Source organism: Falsiroseomonas ponticola (genome assembly GCF_016805305.1).
Classification (GTDB): Bacteria; Pseudomonadota; Alphaproteobacteria; order Acetobacterales; family Acetobacteraceae; genus Falsiroseomonas; species Falsiroseomonas ponticola.
Window position 1 is genome coordinate 184815 of sequence record NZ_JAERQN010000009.1, and the last position, 22675, is coordinate 207489.

General features: G+C 68.8%; 24 protein-coding genes. 7 read left to right on the forward strand and 17 right to left on the reverse strand.

Annotation, left to right across the window (positions count from 1 at the left end; translation table 11 throughout):
- Window positions 1–216: 216 nt before the first annotated feature.
- The 3 genes from JJI54_RS23320 to JJI54_RS23330 form a co-directional block, all read right to left on the reverse strand.
- Complete coding sequence (locus tag JJI54_RS23320; RefSeq protein WP_203075686.1) at window positions 217–1068, reverse strand: phytanoyl-CoA dioxygenase family protein; 852 nt, start codon at window positions 1066–1068, stop codon at window positions 217–219.
- Window positions 1069–1319: 251 nt separating this feature from the next.
- Window positions 1320–1751 carry a hypothetical protein gene (locus tag JJI54_RS23325; protein WP_203075687.1) on the reverse strand — a complete coding sequence of 144 codons (432 nt, stop codon included), beginning with the start codon at window positions 1749–1751 and terminating at the stop codon, window positions 1320–1322.
- Window positions 1752–1827: 76 nt separating this feature from the next.
- Window positions 1828–2517, reverse strand: a complete 690-nt coding sequence (locus tag JJI54_RS23330) for a GntR family transcriptional regulator (protein ID WP_203075688.1) — start codon at window positions 2515–2517, stop codon at window positions 1828–1830.
- 182 nt (window positions 2518–2699) lie between these two features.
- Between JJI54_RS23330 and JJI54_RS23335 the strand changes: the two genes are divergently transcribed.
- The 4 genes from JJI54_RS23335 to JJI54_RS23350 all read left to right on the forward strand — a co-directional run bounded on the left by JJI54_RS23335 (window position 2700) and on the right by JJI54_RS23350 (window position 5946).
- The gene (locus tag JJI54_RS23335) at window positions 2700–3482 is read left to right on the forward strand and encodes an HpcH/HpaI aldolase family protein (RefSeq protein ID WP_203075689.1); all 783 of its coding nucleotides are present in this window, start codon (window positions 2700–2702) and stop codon (window positions 3480–3482) included.
- Window positions 3483–3511: 29 nt separating this feature from the next.
- Window positions 3512–4486, forward strand: coding sequence for a Bug family tripartite tricarboxylate transporter substrate binding protein (locus JJI54_RS23340; protein WP_203075691.1), 975 nt, complete (start codon window positions 3512–3514; stop codon window positions 4484–4486).
- 22 nt (window positions 4487–4508) lie between these two features.
- A complete protein-coding gene (locus tag JJI54_RS23345) occupies window positions 4509–5444 on the forward strand; it encodes a dihydrodipicolinate synthase family protein (RefSeq protein ID WP_203075693.1) in 936 nt (311 codons plus the stop codon).
- A gap of 157 nt (window positions 5445–5601) precedes the next feature.
- On the forward strand, window positions 5602–5946 hold the full coding sequence (locus tag JJI54_RS23350) for a RidA family protein (RefSeq protein WP_203075695.1): 345 nt from the start codon (window positions 5602–5604) through the stop codon (window positions 5944–5946).
- A gap of 33 nt (window positions 5947–5979) precedes the next feature.
- Here JJI54_RS23350 and JJI54_RS23355 read toward each other — a convergent pair whose 3' ends face one another.
- Together JJI54_RS23355 and JJI54_RS23360 are read right to left on the reverse strand one after the other, a co-directional pair.
- Window positions 5980–6591, reverse strand: a complete 612-nt coding sequence (locus JJI54_RS23355; protein ID WP_203075697.1) for a hypothetical protein — start codon at window positions 6589–6591, stop codon at window positions 5980–5982.
- 522 nt (window positions 6592–7113) lie between these two features.
- The gene (locus JJI54_RS23360; RefSeq protein ID WP_203075699.1) at window positions 7114–7959 is read right to left on the reverse strand and encodes an amidohydrolase family protein; all 846 of its coding nucleotides are present in this window, start codon (window positions 7957–7959) and stop codon (window positions 7114–7116) included.
- Window positions 7960–8110: 151 nt separating this feature from the next.
- On the opposite strand from JJI54_RS23360, the gene JJI54_RS23365 reads away from it, so the two are divergent.
- Both JJI54_RS23365 and JJI54_RS23370 read left to right on the forward strand, forming a co-directional pair.
- On the forward strand, window positions 8111–8968 hold the full coding sequence (locus JJI54_RS23365; RefSeq protein ID WP_203075701.1) for an amidohydrolase family protein: 858 nt from the start codon (window positions 8111–8113) through the stop codon (window positions 8966–8968).
- Window positions 8969–8981: 13 nt separating this feature from the next.
- Window positions 8982–9989 carry a Bug family tripartite tricarboxylate transporter substrate binding protein gene (locus tag JJI54_RS23370; RefSeq protein ID WP_203075703.1) on the forward strand — a complete coding sequence of 336 codons (1008 nt, stop codon included), beginning with the start codon at window positions 8982–8984 and terminating at the stop codon, window positions 9987–9989.
- Window positions 9990–10281: 292 nt separating this feature from the next.
- On the opposite strand, the gene JJI54_RS23375 is transcribed toward JJI54_RS23370, so the two are convergent.
- The 5 genes from JJI54_RS23375 to JJI54_RS23395 all read right to left on the reverse strand — a co-directional run bounded on the left by JJI54_RS23375 (window position 10282) and on the right by JJI54_RS23395 (window position 14674).
- Window positions 10282–10581, reverse strand: a complete 300-nt coding sequence (locus JJI54_RS23375; RefSeq protein WP_203075705.1) for a hypothetical protein — start codon at window positions 10579–10581, stop codon at window positions 10282–10284.
- A 392-nt stretch (window positions 10582–10973) separates the two neighbouring features.
- Window positions 10974–11276 carry an AtuA-related protein gene (locus JJI54_RS23380; RefSeq protein WP_203075707.1) on the reverse strand — a complete coding sequence of 101 codons (303 nt, stop codon included), beginning with the start codon at window positions 11274–11276 and terminating at the stop codon, window positions 10974–10976.
- Window position 11277: 1 nt separating this feature from the next.
- Window positions 11278–12618, reverse strand: a complete 1341-nt coding sequence (locus JJI54_RS23385; protein ID WP_203075709.1) for an acyclic terpene utilization AtuA family protein — start codon at window positions 12616–12618, stop codon at window positions 11278–11280.
- Entirely contained in the window at window positions 12615–13670 is a 1056-nt protein-coding gene (locus JJI54_RS23390) for an alcohol dehydrogenase (RefSeq protein WP_203075711.1), read from the reverse strand. Before JJI54_RS23390 ends, JJI54_RS23385 begins: the two co-directional genes overlap by 4 nt.
- Window positions 13671–13675: 5 nt before the next feature.
- On the reverse strand, window positions 13676–14674 hold the full coding sequence (locus tag JJI54_RS23395; RefSeq protein WP_226382029.1) for a Bug family tripartite tricarboxylate transporter substrate binding protein: 999 nt from the start codon (window positions 14672–14674) through the stop codon (window positions 13676–13678).
- Between the two features lie 121 nt (window positions 14675–14795).
- Between JJI54_RS23395 and JJI54_RS23400 the strand changes: the two genes are divergently transcribed.
- A complete protein-coding gene (locus tag JJI54_RS23400) occupies window positions 14796–15710 on the forward strand; it encodes a LysR family transcriptional regulator (RefSeq protein WP_203075713.1) in 915 nt (304 codons plus the stop codon).
- An 83-nt stretch (window positions 15711–15793) separates the two neighbouring features.
- On the opposite strand, the gene JJI54_RS32370 is transcribed toward JJI54_RS23400, so the two are convergent.
- The 7 genes from JJI54_RS32370 to JJI54_RS23435 form a co-directional block, all read right to left on the reverse strand.
- Window positions 15794–16654 (reverse strand): Mu-like prophage major head subunit gpT family protein, encoded by an 861-nt coding sequence (locus JJI54_RS32370; RefSeq protein WP_226382030.1) that lies wholly within the window; start codon window positions 16652–16654, stop codon window positions 15794–15796.
- Between the two features lie 231 nt (window positions 16655–16885).
- Window positions 16886–17377, reverse strand: coding sequence for a hypothetical protein (locus JJI54_RS23410; RefSeq protein WP_203075715.1), 492 nt, complete (start codon window positions 17375–17377; stop codon window positions 16886–16888).
- A gap of 803 nt (window positions 17378–18180) precedes the next feature.
- Window positions 18181–18966 carry an SDR family NAD(P)-dependent oxidoreductase gene (locus tag JJI54_RS23415; protein ID WP_203075717.1) on the reverse strand — a complete coding sequence of 262 codons (786 nt, stop codon included), beginning with the start codon at window positions 18964–18966 and terminating at the stop codon, window positions 18181–18183.
- Window positions 18963–19871, reverse strand: a complete 909-nt coding sequence (locus JJI54_RS23420; protein WP_203075719.1) for an SMP-30/gluconolactonase/LRE family protein — start codon at window positions 19869–19871, stop codon at window positions 18963–18965. Before JJI54_RS23420 ends, JJI54_RS23415 begins: the two co-directional genes overlap by 4 nt.
- The gene (locus tag JJI54_RS23425) at window positions 19868–21001 is read right to left on the reverse strand and encodes an ABC transporter ATP-binding protein (protein WP_203075721.1); all 1134 of its coding nucleotides are present in this window, start codon (window positions 20999–21001) and stop codon (window positions 19868–19870) included. The genes JJI54_RS23420 and JJI54_RS23425 overlap by 4 nt, the downstream gene beginning before the upstream one ends.
- Entirely contained in the window at window positions 20998–21822 is an 825-nt protein-coding gene (locus tag JJI54_RS23430; RefSeq protein ID WP_203075723.1) for a carbohydrate ABC transporter permease, read from the reverse strand. The genes JJI54_RS23425 and JJI54_RS23430 overlap by 4 nt, the downstream gene beginning before the upstream one ends.
- A complete protein-coding gene (locus JJI54_RS23435) occupies window positions 21815–22660 on the reverse strand; it encodes a carbohydrate ABC transporter permease (RefSeq protein ID WP_203075725.1) in 846 nt (281 codons plus the stop codon). The genes JJI54_RS23430 and JJI54_RS23435 overlap by 8 nt, the downstream gene beginning before the upstream one ends.
- Window positions 22661–22675 lie beyond the last annotated feature (15 nt).

Sequence of the window (22675 nt, forward strand, 5' to 3'; positions counted from 1 at the left end):
GAAAAGTTCGGGCGGCTCGGACGGCGGCGACATGGGCGGCATCAGTGGGCTCCGGCGCGGCGACCCGCCGGCGGAATCACAGCCTCTGAGCGGCCTCAGCAGTGGCGCGGATTTGCGAGGTTTTCCCCACTCCGGATAGGTGCATTGCAAAGGCGAATACTTACGCTGTAGGAATCATCCAGGAATTCCGCAGGCTCCCGCGTTTTTCACGGTCGACTACCAACCCAGTCTCATCCGGGTGCGCCGGAGGCCGCGGCGCAGCCGCTCCGCAAGCGGCAAGGACGCTGCTTCCCGCGCATCGCGCGCTGTCCACTTCCCACGATTCCACGCAAAGTCCCGTCGGATTAGCTGTGCGCGGTCGCGCACCGCAAACTCGAGCGTCAGCGCCCGTCTTGGCGCGGAGGATGTGTTCGGACCGGCGCCGTGCAGGACGCGTGAATGGTGCAGCACCGCATCCCCTGCGCGCAGCCGCACGCTCTCGACGCGGCGGAGATCGGGCGCGACGGCGGCCAGTGCATGGGCGCGGGGATCGCCGCCCACGCTCTCATGGGCCAGCAGAGGGCCGTGGTGGCTGCCTGGCACATAGCGCATGCAGCCCATTGCCTCGTCCACATCCTGCAGCGCGATCCAGCAGGACACCGCCATGCGGTACGGCGTGCCGATGGTGAAGGAGGCCTCATCCTGGTGCCAGGGCGTCGCCGCGCCGATGCGGGGCGGCTTGCAGATGGCGAACTCCCAGACGAGGTCTGCCGCCGGCAGCAGCGCGGCAGCGAGCGCCTGGGCGTTCGCCCGCATCTGCGTGTGCGCCAGCCAGGGCGCGTGGCGTGATGGCCAGGCGAGCTGCGTTAGTCGGGGCTGCTCAGGTCGATCGGCGGGGTCCAGCATGTCGAAGAAATCGCCGCGCTCCCAGCCGGCGCGGGTGTCGAACAGGGCATCGTAGAGCGCACGGATTTCTGCGAGTTCTGCAGGCGGGACGACCCCTGGCACGGCCACGAAGCCGTCACGCAGGAAGCGCGCCCGCGCGACCTCGTCGAGCGGCAGGAGGGCATCGCTCGGTCTAATCAGCATCCGTTGGTTATCCGGTCTTTCCAGGAATGGTGCGCTTATATCGGCTGGCTCCTGGCAGCGGGGAGTCACGCTTACGTTGCCCGACCACGCCATCTCACTGTGGTACGGCTCGGGCCCGAAGGCGCGGAGATCGTCGGCCACGGTGCGCCAGGGGGCCAATCGCTTACATAGGTGGGCACGGCGGCGCCCCCGCTCGTCCCAAGCAACCGGATACCCACTGTCCGTCAACTGACAGAAGTTTGCCGCCTCGACTACAGCCGCGCCGCCTGTCGGAACAGCTCATCAACCTGCTCCGCCGTGGCGTGTCCTGCCGTGATCAGCGCCGCGAACAGCGGGTCGCTTCGGCGCGCCTCAAACATCGTCGCCCAGGTGATGCGCGCGGCGAGCGCGGCGTCCTCCGGCAGGGTGGCGATGATTGCGTCGAGCTGCGGCGGTCGCGCCCTTGTCTCGGCTGCGGCAAGCGCCTGGTCGGCGGTGAGGAAGCCACTCCCCAACAGCCCGAGGATCAGCTGCCGAAAGGAGATGCTGGCAGGCACGGGGAGCGGTGGCGCGGGCGGCGCTTCGTAGGGCGCGACCGCGCCGGCCTCGCCTACCGCCAGCCGCGTCCAGATCTCGCGCGCGTGCGGCAGCGTGTCGCTGGCGGTTGCCGTGAAGGCCACCCAGCCGAGGCTGCGGAAGTTCACCTCGAGCTCGATGCGGCTGCCCTCCGGATCGGCGGCGCGGGCGTCGCGCAGGCCACCGTCGCCATGAGCGCGGCGCTCATGAGTGCGCAGTTGTAGATGATCTTGTCGATGATTTTGACTCGCCGAGCCGGTTCGCCGCCCAGGTCATCGAGTCCGCGATCTGTCCGCACAGCAGGGAGCGGACCGCGGTGCCGTCCCGCGCGGCGAATGCCGCTACGATGCGCTGCCGCGTATCGCGCCCGTCACGCTGGCTGACATAGTCGGGATAGAGGAGTTGCCGGTAGGTGCCGACGCGCAGCCAGGCGCTGCCGATCAGGTCCAGCAGCGACGGCATCCCCGCCGATGCGTAGAGCGTGAAATGGAAGCGCCGGACGCCCTCCATGTCCGCGACCAGATGCCTGCTCCTCCGTGCCTCGTAGAGAGCCTCCGCCGCGGCCTCGAGCTCCCGGACCGCCGGTTCTGTGGCGTTCATCGCGGCGCGCTCTGCTGCAAGGCCCTCGAGTGCGAGGCGGACGTCGCGCATCTCGAGGATCTTGGCCCGCGTCAGCTCCGGCACGCGCACCGAGCGGTTCGCCGCGCCGATCAGCGCGCCTTCCGCGACAAGGCGGCGGAGCGCGTCGCGAACCGGCATCGGGCTGACGCCGAGCATGTCCGCGCAGCTGCGGAGCGTCAGGCGTTGCCCCGGCGTGAAGCGGCCGGCGGCGAGCGCAGCCTGGAGTTCCAGATAGACGCGCTGATGCGCGAACGAATCCTCGGCGGTGCTCAAGGGGCAACCCACGCTGTTGTCGGGGTTGAGATGTAGGGCCGCGGCGATGGCCTGCGAAGACGCTGGCGTTAGATAATCGTGATCACAAATCCTGTTGACGCTCCCGAATTTAGCCGCATAGGCTCGCAAAAGTTCAAGTTTGCGATCACAAACGGCCCTCTGCCGTGTCCGAGGAAACGCCCATGCGCGAGAACGCGATCCGGAAGCTCTGGGCCGAGGGCAAGCCGGCCCTGATCGGCTGGCTCGGCATTCCCTCCAGCGTCTCGGCGGAGCTGATGGCGCGGGAGGGATGGGACTGCATCTGCCTCGACATGCAGCACGGCGCGATCGACTACGCCGATGCGCTGCCGATGCTGCAGGCCATCTCGACGACCGATGCGACGCCGATGATCCGACTCGAGGGCAGCGATCCGGCGCGGATCGGCAAGCTGCTCGATGCCGGTGCGTATGGCGTCATCTGTCCCATGATCAACACGGCCGCCGAGGCCGCGGCCTTCCTGCGGGCTTGCCACTACGGGCCGAAGGGCAACCGCAGTATCGGGCCGCTTCGCGCCGCGCTCTATGCCGGCGCGGACTACGTGAAGCACGCCAACGAGACGATCCTCGCGCTGCCGATGATCGAGACCAGGGAGGCGCTGGCGAATCTCGAGGAGATCCTCTCGGTGCCGGGCCTCGAGGCGATCTATGTCGGGCCGTCGGACCTGGCCGCCAGCATGGGCTATTCCTCCGGCTTCGATCCGGAATTCCCCGAGGTCTACGAGGCGATCCTCCACATCGCCGCACGGTGCCGCCACCACGGCGTCGTGGCCGGGATCCATGTCGGCTCCGTGGACTACGGGCAGCGCATGATCGCGGCCGGCTATCGCCTTCTCGCCTATCGCAGCGACTTCCGGCTCCTGCAGTGGATCTCGTCGCGCGCGCTTGCGGCGATGCGCCGTGGCGCGCCGGATCCCGCGGTTCCCTGAACGCCACGCAACGCACAGAGGAGCAGATCATGGAGATGCCCGTCCTGTCCCGCCGCAGCCTGCTTGGCGCGGCCGGCGTCGCCCTGTCGCCCGGGCTTGCGCATGCGCAGGGCGGCTTCCCTGACCGGCCCATCCGCCTGATCATCCCCGTCCCGCCCGGGGGCATCACCGATGCGCTGGCGCGCGCCATCGGCGCGGCGGCCGGCCGGCACCTGCGCCAGCCGATCGTGGCCGACAACCGCCCAGGCGCGGCCGGCACGCTTGGCCCTGCGCAGATGGCGCGGTCCGCCGCGCCCGATGGCTATACGATCAGCACGATGAACGCGACCGTGATGCGCATGCCGGTGCTCAATCGCGTCGAGTACGATCCGATGACGGACTTCACCTACATCATCCGGGTCGCCGCCTTCGCCTACGGCGTCGTGGTGCGCGCGGATGCGCCGTGGCGGACCTGGGACGAGATGATCGCCTATGTCCGCGCCAATCCCGGCAAGGTCTCCTATGGCAGCTTCGGCATCGGCGGGGCGGCCCATGTCGGCATGGAGCAGATCGCCGCGCATTACGGCCTGAACTGGGTGCACATCCCCTATCGCGGCGCGACGGAGAACTTCACCGCGCTGCTCAGCGGCGACATCCAGATCGCGGCCGATTCCTCGGGGTTCATGCCGCTGGTCCAGGCAGGCCGTCTCCGCTCGCTGGTGGTCTGGAGCGACCAGCGCCTCCGCAGGCTGCCGGACGTGCCCACGCTGCGCGAGGTCGGGATGGACCTGTCCATCACGCTGCCCTACGGCATCGCGGGCCCGAAGGGCATGCCGCCCGCGGTGGTGCAGATTCTGCACGACGCCTTCAAGGCCGGCATCGAGGATCCCGCGCACATGGAGGTGCTGGATCGCTTCGACATGGTGCCGGCGTATCTGAACACCGCCGACTACACGCGCTACGCGCTGGCCTTCTCGGAGGAACAGAAGACACTGCTGCCGCGCCTCGGCATCTCTAGCAACTGACGGCCGGCAGGATCCGCCGCCCATGACCGCACGCCCGTCCTGGCAAGGTGTCCAGTCCGTTCTGGTAACGCCGTTCCGTGCGGATGGCGTCGTCGATCTCGATCGCTTCGAGGTCCTTGTCGATGCGAACATCGCCCATGGTGCCAGCGCCGTCATCGCCTGCGGCAGCACCGGCGAGTTCTACGCGATGACGGTCGCCGAGCGCACGGCGCTCTACCGCGCTGCGGTGCGCACGGCGGCAGGGCGCGTGCCGGTCATCGCCGGTGTCGCCGACCTGCGGACCGACGTCGTCCTGGACCTCTGCCGTGCCGCTGAGGCCAGCGGGTGCGACGGCCTCATGGCGTTGCCACCGATCTACGCGATGCCGGGCGAGGCGGAAATCGAGCATCACTACGCCCTCATCGGTGCTGCGAGCGGCCTGCCGCTCATGCTCTACAACAGCCCTCGCCGCGTCGGCGTGAGCATGTCACCAGAGTTGGTGGCGCGGCTGGCCGCGAAGATCCCCGCGGTCTGCGCGATCAAGGACAGTTCCGGCGATATCCTGCATCTCATGGAACTCGTGCGCGCGATCCGTGGGCGCCTCTCCGTCCTTGTCGGCTACGAGACGCTGATCCGGCCGGCGCTCGCCTGCGGGGCGCAGGGCGTCGTCGGCATGGCGCACCAGATGGCCGGCGGCCTCGTGCGCGCCTATTTTGACGCCTGCGCGAGTGCCGACAGCGCGGAGGCCGACAGGCTGGAGCCCGGCATCTTCGCGCTCTATCGCTGCTTCAGGCTCGGCAGCTACTACGCCGGCATCAAGGCCGCGATGAACGTGCTCGGTCTTTCCGTTGGAGAGCCGAGGCCACCATTGCTGCCCTACGATCGGCAGCAATACGCCGCGGTCGAGGCCATCCTGCAGGACGTGGGCGTCAGGGCGCTGATCGCGTCTGCTGCCGACCGGCCACTTGTCACACGATAGACGGCCCGAAGCCCTGTCGAGCATGCGACGCACCGAGCCACCACAGGCGGCCTCGATTAGACGCCGGTGCAGGTGACGCGGTCTGCCTCGGCACGTGGATGCCGTGGTGGCGATGCCGGCCTTCTGCACTGCGACACCAGTAGGAAAGGCAGGAAGAATGATCGAGCGCATCGACCGAACCCCGATCATGCATCGCGTGGTCCGGCATCAGGACACACTCTATCTGTCGGGGATCATCGCCGCCGATCTGGCGGCGCCGATGGCCGGGCAGACGAGGCAAGTGCTCGAGCGCCTGGAGGCGTTGCTCGCGCGCCATGGCAGCGGCCGATCCAAGGTGTTGGCGGCGACCATCTACCTCAGCGACATGACACAGAAGGCGGCGATGAACGAGGTGTGGATCTCGTGGTTCGCGGCTGAGGACCTTCCCGCACGCGCGACAATTGGCGTTGCCGATCTGGGTCCTGGCGTGCTCATCGAAGTTGTCGCGACAGCGGTTTGCTGAGGCGAAAGGAGCATGGTCTGCGTGAAAGCATAATCAGAGCCCCGCCGCACGCCGAAACAGCTCATCCACCTGCGCCGCCGTTGCGTGCCCCGCCGTGATGAGCGCCGTGACCAGCGGGTCGCTGCGGCGCGCCTCGCTCATCGTCGCCCAGGTGATGCGCGCGGCGAGCGCGGCGTCGTCGGGCAGCGTGGCGACGATCGCCTCGAGCTGCGCCGGCCGTGCGCGCGTCTCGGCCGCAGCGAGCGCCTGCTCTGCGGTGAGGAACCCGCTCCCCAACAGCCCGAGGATCAGCTGCCGAAAAGAGACCGTCGTCGGCACCGGGAGCGGTGGTGCGAGTGGTGCTTCATAGGGCATGACCGCGTCGGCCTCGCCCGCCGCCAGCCGCGTCCAGACGTCCCGTGCATGCGGCAGCGTGTCGCTGGCCGTCGCCGTGAAGGCCACCCAGCCGAGACTGCGGAAGTTCACCTCGAGCTCGATGCGGGAGCCCTCCGGATCGGCGGCGCGGGCGTCGCGCAGGCCGAGCACGTCAAGCGGCTGTGTGGCCGGGGCGCCGAGCGGCGTCGCGAGCGCGGTCTCGGCAGTGGGCGCGTCGACGTTGGCGTCGATCGCGCTGTCGATCATGGCGTCTTCCATGCCGTCGCTCATGGTCATGCGATCCGCTGCCAGAGGGCGAGCTGCCAGGAGGTCGTGGCGCCTTCGTCGACCGATTAGGGCGGACTGAACCCGAGACAGCGCCTGGTGCCTGGGAGGGTGCTGGTGCTGTTCTCGATCCAGAGGTTGCCGCCGCCGATGGTCGATGCGGCGGATCGAGACGGCGATCTGGGGCATCGTCGCGGCGCTGGTCGCGCTGGGCGCCGGCGGCGCGCAGGTGCTGCCGGTGCTGCGCGCGCTCGCCCAGGGCGTCAGCCCGTGAGTGCGGCACTCGATCCGGTGGTGCGAGCGTGCTCTGGTGTCCGTCGTGAGCCGCGCTCCGGGCAGAGACCGACGCAGTGACGGCAGCGCAGCAGCAGCAGCTCAGCATCAACATCATCGGCGGGCTGCTGGTCTCCCAGTAGCTGACGCTCTTCACCACGCCAGAGGTCTATAGCATGCTGGAACAAAGAGCAGCAGCGCGACGAGAGTGCTTGCGTCGCCTCGCCGCGCTAACGGAGTGAGGCGACTCGGCGCTCAGGCGAGGCTGAGGTCCAGCAGCCGGTCCGCATTGCGCCATAGTATCATCTCCCGCGCCGGCACCTTGATGTCGAGCTGCATAAAGCGCTCAACATAGGGCCCAAGCGGGCAGAAGGGATAGGCCGTGCCGAACAGCAGTTGCTCCGCAAGAAAGCTGTTCGCCGCGCGCAGGTAGTCGTCCATGCCGGGCAGGTCGATGAGATACATGTCCGGGCAGAGATAGAGATTCGGGCGGCGGAACGCGACCGAGACCATCTCCTGCACCCACGGCCAGCCTCCATGCGAGCAGATGACGGTCAGCTTCGGAAAATCCGCGAGCATGCGGTCCATGTGCGCGGGCGCAGTGTAGGTGATGTCTGGCCCGGCACCACCGCCGGCCATAATCACCAGCGGCATGCCGGTGTCCTCGCAGTGCGCGTAGATCGGATAGAGCCGCCGGTCGTCGGCATGCAGCGGCGGTTCCATCACGCCGGGCTCGAGGTTCACCATTGCGAGGCCGAGGCGGCGGCATTCTTCGATCATCGCGACCGCGCGGCGACGATCAGTGGTATCAGCTGAGCCGATGCCGATGAAGCGACCTGCATTCTCAGCAACGATCGCCGCGACATCCTCGTTCGGCACGCTGCCGAGGGTGGCCGTGGTGCGCCCGACGACGATGCCGCGCGTGATCCCCGCCGCGTCCATCTCCTGCAATAGCAGCGGCATCGACTGTGCCTGCACCGACGCTGCGGGTTCGAAGCCGAGCCGGCGCGTGTAGCGGTCGCGGTTGGCGGCGTTGGCATAGATCTTCGTTGCCAGGAATCCGCGCGACGGCGGACGCAGTCGGAAATCCACGATCGGCATATGCGTCCTTCCCTTTCTTTCTGTGCGCCGCGCGAACATCGGTGCGTGGCGACGGGCTGCCTCACCATGCCCGTTGACACGCCATGCGAACAGGTGTGCGATTTACGGACAAGATGTGCTGCGCGCATGGTACATCTGGGGGAAACGGGTCATGATCATCGACTTCCGCGTGCGTCCGCCCTTCGGCGCCTTCACCTCGACCGCCATCTTCAATCCGCGGCCAGTGAACCCGGCGCCCTGGGCGGCTCGGCCGCTGCAGATGAACATTCCCTACTACCGTTCCTTTGCGGAACGCTCGATGGACGCCTTTATCGAGGAGATGGATGCAGCCGGCATAGGACTAGGCGTCGTTATGGGCCGCCAGTCGCCGCCGCAATACGGCTCCGTCCCGAACGAGGACATCGTCGAGCTGGTGCGCCTGTATCCAAAGCGCTTCGTGGCCTTCGGCGGGATCGACGGCAGCAACCCCGATTCGGCAATGGCTGAGATCGAGAAATGCATCGCCTGGGGCTTCAAGGGCGTCGCCTTCGACAATGGCTGGTGCGACCCGCCTCTCTACGACGACGACGAGAAGCTGATGCCGCTCTATGCGCGCTGCGCAGAGGCGGGGCTTATCGTCTCCTTCACCTCCAGCATCTTCGTTGGGCCGGACCTGACCTATTGCGATCCCGTGCACGTCCAGCGCGTGGCGCGGCGCTTTCCGAAGCTCAACATCGTCGTGCCGCACGCGGCCTGGCCCTACACGGTGCAGATCTGCGCCGTCGCCTTCCAGTGCAGCAACGTTTACTTGGTGCCGGATTTCTATGGCCACATCCCTAACACGCCGGGCGCGGACGAGTACGTGAAGGCGGCGAACTACTACCTAGGCCACCGGCTGCTCTTCGCCAGCAGCTATCCCGTGCGACCGCTCGGCCAGAGCGTCGAGCAGTTCCGCGCGCTGCCCTTCGAATCCGACGAGATCCGGTGGCGTTGCCTAGGTGGCAATGCTGCGCGGCTGCTCGGCTTGTAGAGGAAGACAGGCCATGACGAACGGTAGCTTCACGCCCCGCCTCGACAGGCGGCGGGCGATCGGCCTTGCCTTGGCTGGTCTCGGCGCGGCGGTGGGGCCGGCGGCGGCGCAGGGCAGCTTCCCTTCGCGCACGATCCGCCTCGTGGTGCCGTTCCCGCCGGGCGGGTCGAGCGACCTGCTCGGGCGCCTCGTCGCGGCGCAGCTGTCGCAGCGGCTGGGGCAGCCGGTGGTGGTGGACAACCGCGCGGGCGCCGGCGGCACGCTCGGCATGCAGCACGTCGCGCGGGAACCGGCGGATGGGTACACCATCGCGCAGGGCGCGATCGCGAGCCTTGCCTTCTCGCCGCTGCTGATGAACCCGCCGCCCTATGACCCAAACACGGTGCTGACACCCGTCGCCTTCGTGGGCAGCGACTACAATGCGCTGTTCATCAACGCGCGCATCCCCGCGCGCAACATGGCCGAGCTGGAAGCCTGGATCCGCGCGCAGCCGAACCCGGTGCCCTATGCCTCGGCGGGCATCGGCACGCCGGCGCATCTCGGCATCGCGACCTTCGCCCAGGGCCGCAACCTGCCGATGACCCATGTGCCCTATCGCGGTGCGGCGCCGGCGATCCAGGACGTCGCGGCGGGGAATGCGGCGATGATCTTCACCGGCGCCGTTGCCGGGCGTGGCCTGGTGGAGGGCGGGCAGCTGCGCATGCTCGCGGTCAGCGCGCGCAGCCGCATGGCGGACTTCCCCGACGTGCCGACGGTGCGCGAGGCCGGCGTGCCGGAGATGGAACTGCTGGTCTGGTACGGCTACTTTCTGCATCCCGCGACGCCGCGCCCCATCCTGCAGCGCTACCACGCCGCCTTCATGCAGATGCTCGGCGATGCCGCCTTCGTGGCGGAGTTGCGTCGCGGTATGATGGAACCCTTCCCCGCCGACCAGCGGCTGGAAGATGCGCCGCGCCTAGTGGCGGAATCGGTCGCCGATGTCCGCCGCCGGATCGAGGCCGCTGGCGTGAAGCCCGAATAGATGCACCCCTGCACCTCCGTGCATCGGACCGCACGTAGGCCGGACTGCGCGGCAAGAACCTCGATTACCAGCGCGACGCTGTGCTCCTCGGGCCAGACTGCCTCACAGGGCTCTCACTCCGAGCCGGCACGCCTAACGAAGACATCGCGGACTGCACGGGGGGGCCTAGCATTCAGTGCCGCCCTCAATCGCCCAGGCGCTGACATTCCAGCGCCATCGCCCGAGCGTCACGGCGTCGAACACCACCATCCCGACGAAGGCGGCGTAGATTTGCACAGCTGCCCGCGCACCCTCAGAGCCGCGCCGCGCGCTGGAACAGATCATTTACCTGCTCCTCCGTGGCATATCCTGCGGCGATGAGCGCGGCGAACAGCGGGTCGGCCCTGCGTGCTTCGGACATGGTCGCCCAGGTGATGCGTGCAGCGAGCCCGGCGTCCTCCGGCAGCGCGGCGAGGGCGGCGTCGAGCTGCGGCGGACGCGCGCGCGTTTCTGCGGCGGCGAGCGCCTGTTCCGCGGTGAGGAACCCGCTGCCCAGCAGCCCGAGGATCAGTTGCCGAATGCCGTCGGTGTCGGAGATTGGCCCCGCCTGCACCGAAGGAGAACCCGTCGGCGTGGCCTTGGATCCTTCACGTCCAAGTCTGTGTCTAAGCGCCCAGTATGGACGAAGCCCGCGACCCAGGTGGCGACCTCCGCCTCCGTCAGCGCATCGTAGGCGAGGAGGCTGTCCGTCTTTGGGGGAGGACGGCGCAGGCCAGCGGTAAGCGCTCCAGGTGGTCACCATCCTGCTTGCGGCTGTCTTGAGCGGCCCTTGGGCGGATCGCCGCGAGCCGCTCCGCTGCATGCCTGGTCCGGACCTGCTCCGCGCCGCGGTGCGCCTGCTGCTCGTGGCCGTGTGACGGATCCTGGGCTCGTCAAAGGTGGTTGGCCCCGGCGAGTAGGTTCTGGTGATGGCTACAAGCAAGCGATACCACTCGCCACGAAAGGCTACGGGATTTCCATCTCCAGCAATGACGAACTCAACGATTTACCGTGCGCATCGAGCGACAGCGACCGCGTGACGCCGCCGCCGAGCGCGCCGTGCAGCACGAAGTTCAACGCCCCGAGATGCGGCAGCGCATGGCGCAGTACCGGGCCGTTCACCATGGTGCCGAAATGCGCCGCCACCCGCTCCGCCGTCGCGTGGCGGGCGACGCGGTCGAACTCCGCCGGGTCGTGCACGATCAGCGCGATGTTGGAGGTGTCGCCCTTGTCGCCCGCGCGGGCATGGGCAAGGTCGCGCAGCTTCATCTCACTCCTCGACGAAAGCGAAGCGCGGCCGCACGGCGTCGCGCGGCACGAGGATGGAGGCGGCGGCGATGACCTCTCGCGCAGAGGCCGTTGCGCCGCCGCCGCCGGCGGGTCCGTTCAGCCAGATCGCCTCGACCTCGCGCCCGATCCGCTGCGCGTCGCGCAGCGTCGCGGCGCGACCCACGATCCGCGCGCGCACGTCGAGCGGCTCGTCCCGTCCGGCCGGCATCGGGCCGCGCAGCACGGAATCGACGCCGATCACGTCGCAGCGCAACTCCGAGATCGCGGCCCCGGTCAGCTTCAGGCGCTCTGCCACGATCTCCATCGCCAGCCTTGCCCGCGCCACGGCGCCGGTGCCGGCATAGGAGATCTGGCCCTCGCCGATGAAGCCGTCGCGATAGCCGACCGTGACCTTCAGCGTGTCGGGACGCGCGCGGCCCGTGCCGCCCTCGACCGCGATGCGGCCGGCGCCGTCGGGGCGGAAGCGCACGCCCGAGAAATCCGCCGTGACGTCGGGCTGGAGGTAGGCCGCCGGGTCGTGCACCTCGTAGAGGAGTTGTTCCGTGCAGGTGCGCGGGCTGAGCTCGCCGCCCGATCCCGCGACCTTGCCGAGCAAGGCGCTGCCGTCTTCCGCCACCTCGGCGAAGGGGAAGCCGAGCCGCGCGAGGCCGGCGACGTCCTTGACGCCTGGATCGGCGAAGTAGCCGCCGGTGAGCTGCCCGGTGCATTCCAGCAGATGGCCGACGACCGTGCCCTGGCCCAGCCGGTGCCAGTCATCCATCGCCCAGCCGAACTCCCGCACCATCGGCGCGAGGAACAGCGCGGGATCGGCGACGCGGCCTGTCACCACGATCTCGGCCCCGGCCGCCAGCGCCGCCACGATCGGCTCGACGCCCAGATAGGCATTGGCCGAGACCATGGCATTCGCGATGTGGGCGAGGCTGCCGGGCCGGTCCAGCAGGGGCAGGTCCGCGCCGCGCAGCGCGTCCGTCACGTCGTCGCCCTCCACCCAGGCGATGCGCGGCACGCGCCCGCCCAGCCTTCGCGCGATGGCGGCGATGCGCCGCGCGGCGCCGGCCGGATTGGCCGCGCCCATGTTGCTGACGATGCGGATGCCGCCGGCGAGGCAGGCCGGCAGCATGGCGGCGATCCGCTCCTCAAGCCAGGGATCGAAGCCGGCCTCGGGGTTGGCCAGCCGCGCCTGCTGCGCCAGCGCGATGGTGCGCTCCGCCAGGCATTCGAAGACCAGGTAGTCGAGCCCGCCCTTCTCGGCGAGCTCGACCGCGGGCTCGATGCGGTCGCCCGAGAAGCCGGCGCCCGCACCGATGCGGATGCGCCTCATCGCGGCTCCAGCACGATGCGGCCCGTCACCTTCCCGTCATGCAGCAGCTGCAGCGCCTCGTTCGCGCGGCTGCGCGGCATGCGGGTGATCGGGATCGGGGCGAGCCTGCCGGACTGGGCCAGCGCGATCACCTCCCGCAGGTCCTGCGGCGAGCCGGTCGCGCTGCCCAGGATGCTGCGCGGCCTGAAGATCATGGAGGCGAGCGAGAGCGGCATCTCGCCGCCCATGATGCCGACCAGCACCAGCTTCCCGCCCTTCGCCAGCGCATCGAAGCCGAGCTGCGCGGTGCTGCCGGCATTCACGAAGTCGATCGCCGCGAGCACCGGGCCGCCGGTCGCCGCCATCAGCCGCGCCATCGCGTTCGGCGCGCCGGGATCGACGACCGCGTCCGCGCCCATCTCCAGCGCCGCCGCGCGCTTCTCCGCGCTGATGTCGAGCGAGACGATGCGCCGGTGGCCGAGCGCGCGGAGCATCGAGATCGCCGCGAGCCCCAGGCCGCCCGCGCCGATCAGCACGAAGGGCGCATCGGGCGGCAGCGGCATCGCCTTGCGGATCGCGGAATAGACGGTGATGCCGGGACAGGCATAGGTCGCGGCCAGCGCCGGATCGACCGTCCCCGGATCCACGAGGTAGCGCGGATGCGGCACCACGACGCTGTCGGCATAGCCACCATGGCGCATCACGCCGATGCTGCTCGGCGTGGCGCAGATGTTGTCCTCGCCCGCCAGGCAGCGCGCGCAGACGCCGCAGCCGAGCCAGGGGAAGACGACCCGCAGGTCGCCCACCGCGACGCCCGTCGCGTCGGGGCCGCATTGCACGACCCGGCCGACGACCTCATGCCCCATGGCGCGCGGCAGCGTCACGCCGCGCTCGGTCAGCTTCAGCACCTTGCCGCCGCCGAGGTCGTATTCGCCTTCCCAGAAATGCAGGTCGGAATGGCAGACGCCGCACTGCGTCACCTCCAGCACCACCTCGGTGCCGGAGGGATCGGGATCGGCGATCTCGATGCATTCGAGAGGCGCGCGGTTGCGCACCACGGCCCAGGCCTTCACGCGCGTCACTCCACGCGGATGTTGGCGCTGCGGATCAGGTTGCCCCAGCGCTCCGTCTCGGCCGCGAGCAGGGCGCGCAGCGTCGCGGCATCGCCGGTGACGAGTTCCACGCCCTGCTCGCGCATGCGGGCGCGCAGGGCCTGGTCCTCGGTCGCGGCGCGCAGCGCGGCGCCGGCGCGGTCGATGATCGCCTGCGGCGTGCCGGCTGGCGCGAACAGGCCCTGCCAGAACGTCACCTCGCCGAAGGCCGGCAGCGCATCGGCGACCGGCGCGAGGTCGGGGAAGTCCGGGTTGCGCGTGCGCAGCGACACGCCGATGCCGCGCGTCTGCCCGCTGCGGAGGAAGGGCAGGGCTTCCTGCACTCCCTGGAAGATGGCGTGCACGCGGCCGGCCGCGAGGTCGAGCGCGGCCGGTGCGCCGCCGCGATAGGGCACGTGCTCGATCTCGATCCCCGCCGTCGCCTTGAACAGTTCCAGGCAGAGATGGCTGACGGAGCCGACGCCGGGCGAGCCGAAGATCACCTTGCCCGGGTTCGCCCGGGCATGGGCGATGAGCTCCGGCACGGTGCGCGCCGGGACCGAGGGGTGGACGTGCAGGATGAAGGAGGTGCGGAACACCATCCCGATCGGGTCGAGTTCACGCCCGGGCTCGCGCGGCGGCAGGTTGGGCTGCAGCGTCTGGTTGATCGCGAGCGTCGTCGTGCCCATCAGCAGGGTGTAGCCATCATTGCGCGCCCGCGTGACGGAGGCGGCGGCGACGGACGTCGCCGCGCCGGGGCGGTTGTCAACCACCGCCGGCTGGCCGAGTTCACGCGCCATTCGCTCCGCCACCACGCGGCTGGTGATGTCGGTGACGCCGCCGGGCGGATAGCCCTCGACAATGGTGACGGCACGCGTCGGCCAGGCGCCCTGGGCGCGCGCGCCGGAGGGCAGCAGAGCAAGGCCGAGCGGCGCGGCGAGCACTGCGCGGCGCCGGATGGCGGCAAGGGCGGGCATGTCGGACATGGTTGCGTTCCCCCATGGACGATGGCCTTGCGCCCCGTCCTTCGTGTTCGTGGACGCAGGATGGGCGGCTGGCGCCTTCACGGAAATTGAAAAGTTCTGGTGAGAGCCATAGGCTGGGATTATGGCCATCACCCTTCGCCAGATGCGTGCCGCCGTTGCGGTCGCGCGCAGCGGCAGCTTCGGCCGCGCCGCGGCGGAGCTGCACATCTCCCAGCCCGCCCTGACCGTGCAGATGCGGGAGCTGGAGCAGGAGCTCGGCCTGCGCCTGTTCGACCGCGGTGCGCGCGGGGCGGAACCGACGCGGCTCGGCGGGGAGCTGGTGGAGACCTTCGGGCGCCTGCTGCGCGAGCTTGACACCGTGGTGGCCGGCGCGCGGGAGAGCGCCTCGCGCCGGGCGGGCCTGGTGCGGCTGGCGGTCCTGCCCTCCATCGGCACCACGTTGCTGCCCGCAACACTCGCCGAGTTGCGGCGGAGCAGTCCGGGCATCCGCGTCCAGGTCCATGACGCGGTGGCCGGGCGCATCCAGCGCCTGGTGCGCGACGGCGTCGTGGAACTCGGGATCTGCCCGGAGATCGACCCCGATCCCGCCCTGGTCGCGACGCCGCTGTTCGAGGATGCGCTCGTCGCCGTGATGCCGCGCCGGCACCGCCTGGCAGCGCAGGGCGGGGTCACGCTAGCCGCGCTGGCGACGGAGCCGCTCATCCTGACCGACCCGGAGAGCAGCGTGCGCGCGCTGTTCGAGCGGGGGTGCGCTGCGCGCGGCATCACCGTCTCCGCCGCCTATGAGGCGACCTACATCTCGACCGTGCTGGCTCTGGTGCGGGCCGGCCTCGGCGTCGGCGTGCTGCCCGCATCCTCGGTGGAGGCGGGGGCGGACCGGGCGCTCGTCGCGACGCCGGTCACGGACGCGGACCTGGGGCGGCGCATCGTGCTGGTGCGCAGCGCCGGCCGTTCGATCTCGCCGGCCGCGGAGGCCTTCGTGGACGCACTTGCGGTCGGACTGCGCGCCCCCGTCGGCGGCGAGAGGCAGGCATAGGCCACCGCTGACGCCGCTTCCAGCAGCCCGGCAAAGCTTCAGCGCCAGCTTCCCGCAGCGGAGAAGCTGGCGCTGTTGCCGCGTCAGGTACCCGGGTTGAACCACCCGCCGCGCCAGTCGATCGCGCCCACGCCGAAGTCGAACAGGACGCTAATCTCGATCCCATCCACGCCCTGGATCGGATTGGTGCCAATGCGCGGTGCCTCGGCGCCGTCCAGGTAGCCATAGACGTAGACCGGCGACGCCTGCTGGTGCGCAAAGAGATACCAGCGGTTCGCCGGGATCAGCGGCTCCACGATTGGCTCGATCATGCCGGCGTAGATGTTCTCCCTGCTGACCTGATCGGCCGCCACCGGCACAGTCAGCTGCCGTGCCGGCATCTCGAGGTTCGGCCCGACCAGGAGCCGCATGTGCTCACCGATCGCGATCGGGATCCCGTCGAGGCTGCGCTGCCGCATGATCGCCGCTCGTCCGGCCGCGAGCGAGGTGATGTCGAGCGCCGAGCCCGCCGCCGCCTTGTTCGCGCGTGCGGCGCCGGTCGAGAACACGGGCGCGTTGCCGGTGACCAGCGTCGGGCCGTCGCCGTTCGCGGCGTTCAGCACGGCATAGGCGATGGCGTTCTCGAAGTCGGCGATGCGCCGGCCGATCATCGCGCCGAAGTCGGTGAAGGCGCCGAGGTCGTCATTCACCAGCATCTGCCGCGTCACCCGGAGCCAAGCCGTCTCGCCCCAGAGCACCGCCTCCGGATCCGCGCCGAAGTGATCGTCGCTGGCCTGCTGCAGCTCGGTGAGCAGGGCATCGAACTCCGCCTTCTTCGCCAGGAAGGCCTCGAGGCTCCGCTGCTGGTTGGCTTCGCGCTTCGTCATGGTGGGCTCCGTCGTCTGCATCGCGTGACGGACCATTCGCGCTGTGCCGCGCGCGAGCCAAGCGGGATCGAGCGCCATGCCGCTGCTATCAGGGGTCTGTCTGATGATGTCCCGAAGCGGGCAGAAGCCGTGCCGCGGCTCGACGGCCTGAGGACGGCGTCAGCACCCCGGCCAGCAAGGGGTTCGGCTCGACTTCCCGCCGCTGGGAAGTCGAAGCCGTGTCGGCGACATTCCCAGCGGTGGGAACTTCGCTGCACTGCGTGCCGCGGGCCGACGCCGGGCGTCTCCGCCACAGCGACCAGGCGGTCGTCACATGGCCGTCGCCTGCCCCTCGAACTGGTCGGCCACGTCGTTCAACAGTGCCGCGACATGCTCCTGCAGCAGCGTCTGGACGAGGTGCGGCTCGGCGCCGATCTGGGCCGCGATCTGGCCTGCCACCCGCGCTGGCCAGTTCAGCACCGTGTCGCGCATGGCGCCGGCGATCTCATCGATGCGGGCGTCCGCCTTGGCCATATCGATCAGCCGACCCTTGCTGCGATCGAGAGCAAGGCGCTGCGCTTCGACCCGCAGGGCCAGCCGGGCGATGGTCAGCCGGCCCAGCGCCGTGGTCTCCATCGGCGGCGCGATCGGTGAGCGCCCTGGCCGCGCCGTCTCCACCATGTCGCGGCGGACGCGCTCGACGTCCCAGCTGCCGTCGGCCTCGCGGGCGATGCGCCCGACGCGCTCGGCCTTCTGGATGGCGGTGTGGGAGAGGCCAAGACGGCGCGCGACCTCGCGCGCCGAGGTGGTTCGCTCGGGCATGATCCTCTCCATCGGGGCAGGAGCGTTGGCAATCGGGGCAGGCGCGATGCCATGCAGGGTCGGCAACTGGCGGGGGCTGGCAAGGCCACGCAGAACGAAATCGCAATGTATGCAATCGGTTGCGAGTCGTTCTTAACGGACTGGCATCTGCTGACAACCTGGAAAAATCTTCTGACGCTAGCGAGGTCGCGCGCTGCTGCCCCCCGCATACGTCAGGCCCAGGAAGGAACCATGGCCTCGAAACCGAGGCGGGCAGGGCTTCTCGACGTACTGACAACTTACCCCGATCGGATTCCACTCCGCTACGGGTGAGTTGCACGAAGCTGACACGAATCGTGGCGCGGCTTGGCGCGAATAGTCGAAACCACCGATGCCTGTAGCGCCCGGTCCGTACCAAAGTGTTCGCTCGCGAAGTACGGATTTCGGGCAAGTGGGGTTCGAACCAGGCCAAGCGCCCACCGCGCTGAAACCGGCCATTTACCTCGGTTTTTGGGTTCCGTACTAAAACGCCCAAGTCAGGAGGTCGGGAGAGAATTGGCCTCCGGAGAGCGATTTTCGGCCGTTTCCGCGCCGGGCCAGTCAACAGGTTTGCCGGGAAAACCCCAGGAAACCTGCCACTCAGCGCGGCGTCCGGTCAGGCAGAGAGTGCGGCTCGTATGGAAACTGGCGGAGGGAGTGCGCCTGGGAACAAACAGTCTCCGCCCGCCAAGGCCGAGAATAGATTGGCTGCGTGAGTGAGGCCGTGGCCGATTATGACTGCGCGGGGTCGTTTGGTGCTTGGCTCAGCTGACTGTAGGTCGCTTCTACAGCGCCAGCTTTGCCCCCAGGCCGCCATCCACAGCGACATCAGCGCCGCTAATGTAGTGTGCCTCGTCGCTCAGCAGGAAGAGAACCGCCCGCGCGACGTCCCTAGGCATGCAAGGCCGGCCGCGGGCTGATCCCAAAGGCTGCGCCTGCGCCCAACCCGCAACCAGCGCCTCCACTTGGTCCGCGCCGGCGACGCGGGAAGCCGCTTGGCGTAGCAACGGCGTATCAACCACGCCCGGAGAGACGCTGTTGACGCGGATGCCGGACTCCGCATGATCCAGTGCCATAGCTCGCGTCAGGGCGACGAGAGCGCCCTTGGCCGCGACGTATGCAACCCCGTTCCGCTTTCCAAGATGTGCCTGCACGGAGGCGAGCAGTACGATCGCGCCGCCCGCAAGTGACAGCGCCGGCAACGCCGCCTTCACCGCTCTGAACGCGCCTGTGAGGTTGACATCCAGCACTTGCTGCCAGTCGGCTTCCAGCATCGTCCCGACCGTGCCGGGGATTTGGATGCCCGCTGCGCAGACGAGCCCGTCGAGCCGCCCCCACTGGTCGACCGCCACCTGCACTGCGTGATGCAGCGCTGCCTGGTCGCGCACATCTGCGGCGACAGTTACGACACGCTGCTGTCCGAGTTGCGCCGCCGCGTCACGGATCTGGACGGCATCGTGCCCAGTCAGCACCACCGCGCCACCTTCCGAGAGAAGTTCCTCAACGATCGCGAAACCGATGCCGGTGGCGCCGCCGGTCACCATGACGACGCGACCGTCGAACCTGCTCATGCGCCCGTCCTCCCCTCCGGCAGTCCGAGCACCTCAAGATCGATCGTCTGGATCGTGCCCGTTTGGGCCTCAGTGACGTAAAGGAGTCCGGGCCGGCGCGGATCGAAGCAGAGATTGGTCGGTATCAATCCCTCCGCAGTGTCGATCCGCGCGACCGGCTCGCCGAGCGCGTCGAAGACGCGCACGCAACCTGCCAAGGCGTGGCAGACAAAGAGCCGCCCTGCACTGTCAAAGGCGATGCCGTCCGGCCCACCGCCGAGCGAGCCGGAGAGTTGGATCACATGGCCGAGCTTTCCAGGCCCGCCATCGGGCCGCAGCATGACGCGCCAGATCGCGTTGGCCTGCGTCAGCGCGATGTACAGCATGCCACCAGCCGGCGCGAAGGCGAGGCCATTCGGGCTCGGTAGGCCCACCGCCATCAGGTCGAGGCTGCCGTCACGCGCCAGACGCAGCACACGGCCCTCGGGCCTCGCGAGATCGGAGGCGCCTTGGTCGGTGAAGCAGATATCGCCTCCGGGCGTGAGCGCGAGATCGTTGACACCAAGCAACGCCTCGCCGCGGAAGCGGTCCACCAGCACCTCGAAGCGGCCCGCCCCGGGCGCTAGGCTCAACAGGCCGAGGCGGTTGTCGGTTACATAGGCTGTGCCGTCGGGCGCGAGCTTCAGGCCGGTCGGCCAGCCGTCATGCTCGACGATGACCGACCAGGTGCCGTCGGCGTCGAGCCGGAGAAGCCGCCCGTTCGAGATATCGACACACCAGAGCGACCCGTCCGGCGCGATGGCCGGCCCCTCCAGGAAGCAGTCGGCCGGCGTGCCGTGACGGCGGAACTCAGTCCAGCCATTCGCGCAGGCGCGGCGTAGGCGATCCGGCAGCCGTGCCCGCAGCGAGAGGCGCGCGCGGATCACGGCAGCGGCACCCCGCCATGGACCAGCGCCTGGCCGCTCGCCGCGTCGAACAGATAGAGTTCCGCGCCCAGCAGCGAGAGCGGCACCATTTCACCGGGGCGCAGCGGCAGGTCTGGCCCAGCCTTACCACAAAATTCAGCGCCATCGGTTTCGGCGAAGAAGATCTGCTCGGCACCGGCATGCTCCACCAGACGAAGCCTCGCCTGGCACGCGACGGCATCAGGCCGTGCGCCGAGCAGCACGCCCTCAGGCCGGACGCCCAACGCCAGCTTCCGCCCGGCAAAGCCCGCCCAGGGCCCGCCATCGGGGAAGGCGAGGCGCAGCGTGCCGGCTCGGAAGGTCTGGTGAGCACCATCCGCGATGACTTCGCCTTCGAAGATGTTCATCTCGCGATCGCCCATGAAGTTGGCGACGAAGAGGTTCGCCGGTCGGCGATAGATCTCCATTGGTGTGGCATACTGCTGCAGCAAGCCGCTCTGATAAATAGCGATGCGGTCGGACAGGCTCATCGCCTCGCTCTGGTCATGCGTGACATAGACGATGGTTGACCGCAGCCGCAGATGCAGCGCCTTCAGGTCATGCCGCATCCGCAGTCGCAGACGGGCATCAAGGTTGGAGAGCGGCTCGTCGAGTAGGAATACGCCCGGGTCGCGCACCATCGCCCGGCCAAGCGCCACGCGCTGCTGCTGCCCGCCCGAGATCTCCCGCGGGTAGCGTTCCAGCAAGTGCCCGATGCCGAGCGTCTCCGCCACCGCGGCGACCCGCCGCGAAATCTCCGCCGTGCCGAGATTGCGGCCGCTGGCCCGGAGCGGAAAGGCCAAGTTCCGCTCCACCGTCATATGCGGATAAAGCGCGTAGTTCTGGAAGACCATGGCGATGCCGCGCTGATCTGGGCTCACATCGGTCACGTCGCGCCCGCCGATCAGAATGCGGCCCGCATCGGGCGCCAGAAGACCGGCCAGGATATGCAGGGTGGTCGTCTTGCCGGAACCGGAAGGGCCCAGCAGCGAGACGAACTCACCAGGCTCGATGCGCAGATCCAGGCCGGCGAGCGCCACGCTTTCGGCATAGCGTTTGGCGATGCCGCGCAGCTCGATGCCAGCGCCGCTCGGCGTGTCCTGTGCGGTCATCCCTTCACGCCTCCGCCCGTCATGCCGGCGACGAAGTAGCGCTGGAGCAGGATAAACAGGACCAGGATCGGCACCGTCGCCACCATCGCCGAAGCCAGCAGTGGACCCCATTCACGCCCGTAGAAGCCAAGAAAGTTGTAGATCGCGATTGGCAAGGTGCGCTTCTCCTCTGACGATAGCAACGTCACCGCCACGACGAAGTCGTTCCAGGCGAAGACGACGACGAACAGGACCGCAGCGACCAAGCCCGGGCGCGACAAAGGCAGCACTACCCGCCAGAGAGTCTGGAAACGGGAGTAGCCGTCCATCATCGCGGACCACTCCAGTTCCTCCGGCAGGCTCTGGAAGTAGGTGGCGAGGATCCAGACGGCGATGGGCAGCTGATAGGCGGTGTAGACCAGCACCAGGCCGAGATGCGTGTTCATCAGGCCGATGTCGGCAATCAGCGTGTAGGTTGGGATCAGTAGCGAGGCGACGGGGATGCTCATCACCGCGACGATGACGATGATCGCCGCCGTGCGTCCGGCGAAGCGGTAGCGCGCCAGGGCGTAAGCAGCGGGCGCGCCCAGCAGGACGCAGAGGATGACCGTCCCTGCCGAGACAAGGAGGCTGTTGCCGAGGAAGCCGCCAATGCCCGCCTGCCAGATCGCATGGTAATTTTCGATGGTCGGCTCTGCTGGCAGCAGGCTCGGCGGAAAGCGGATGATCTCCCGCGGCGTCTTGAAGGAGCTCGACAACCCGAACAGGATCGGGAACAGAGCCGCCGCGGCGAGCAGCAGCGATACCACCAACCGCAGCACGCCGCGCGAAAGCCTAGCCATGCGCGCCGCGCCCCCGCTTGCGGAACAGGAAGAGCATGATGGCGACCGCGGCGATGTTGAACAGGGTCAACACTACCGCCATCGCGTTGGCGCGGCCGAGGTCGTAATCCTCGAAGCCGACGCGGAAGATGCGCAGCGCCACCGTCTCCGTCGCGCTGTTCGGCCCGCCGCCCGTTAAGATCAGCGGGAAGGTCAGCACGTTGGCGAAATGCAGCAGAAGGCGCGCGCAGGTGATGACCATCACCGGCCGAAGCAGCGGCAGCACGATCTCGAACAGGATCCGCATTGGCCCGGCGCCGTCCATCCGCGCCGCTGCGATGAGGCTCGGCGGAATGCTGCGCAGCCCCGCCAGCAGCAGCACCATTGCGAAGGCAGAATCGCGCCAGACGCCATTGGCGATCAGGGCGGCAAAGGCGTAGTCCGGATCGCCGAGTATGGTCGGCACATCCAGACCGACCCAGGCGCCGGCCAGCGGCACCAGCCCTGCATCCACCGAGAGCAGCCACTTCAACAGCAGAGAGCCGACCAGCATTGCGACCACGTACGGCACCAGCACCACGGTGCGCATCAGCACGTTGGTCGCCGCATCGCGATTGAGGAACAGCGCGAGCGCGAACCCGACGCCGAAGGTCAGCGCCAGGGTAACCAAGCTGAACGAGGCGGTTACCAGCAGCGCATTGAGAAAGCCGGGATCGGATATGATCCCGAGGTAGTTCTCGAGCCCGATCCAAGACTGCAGCTGGAAGAACCGCACCCGATGGAAGCTGTAGTATAGGCTGCTGCCGAGCGGCGCGAAGACGAACACCACTTCGATCAACAGTGCTGGAAGCAGCAGCATGTAGGCTGTGCGTGA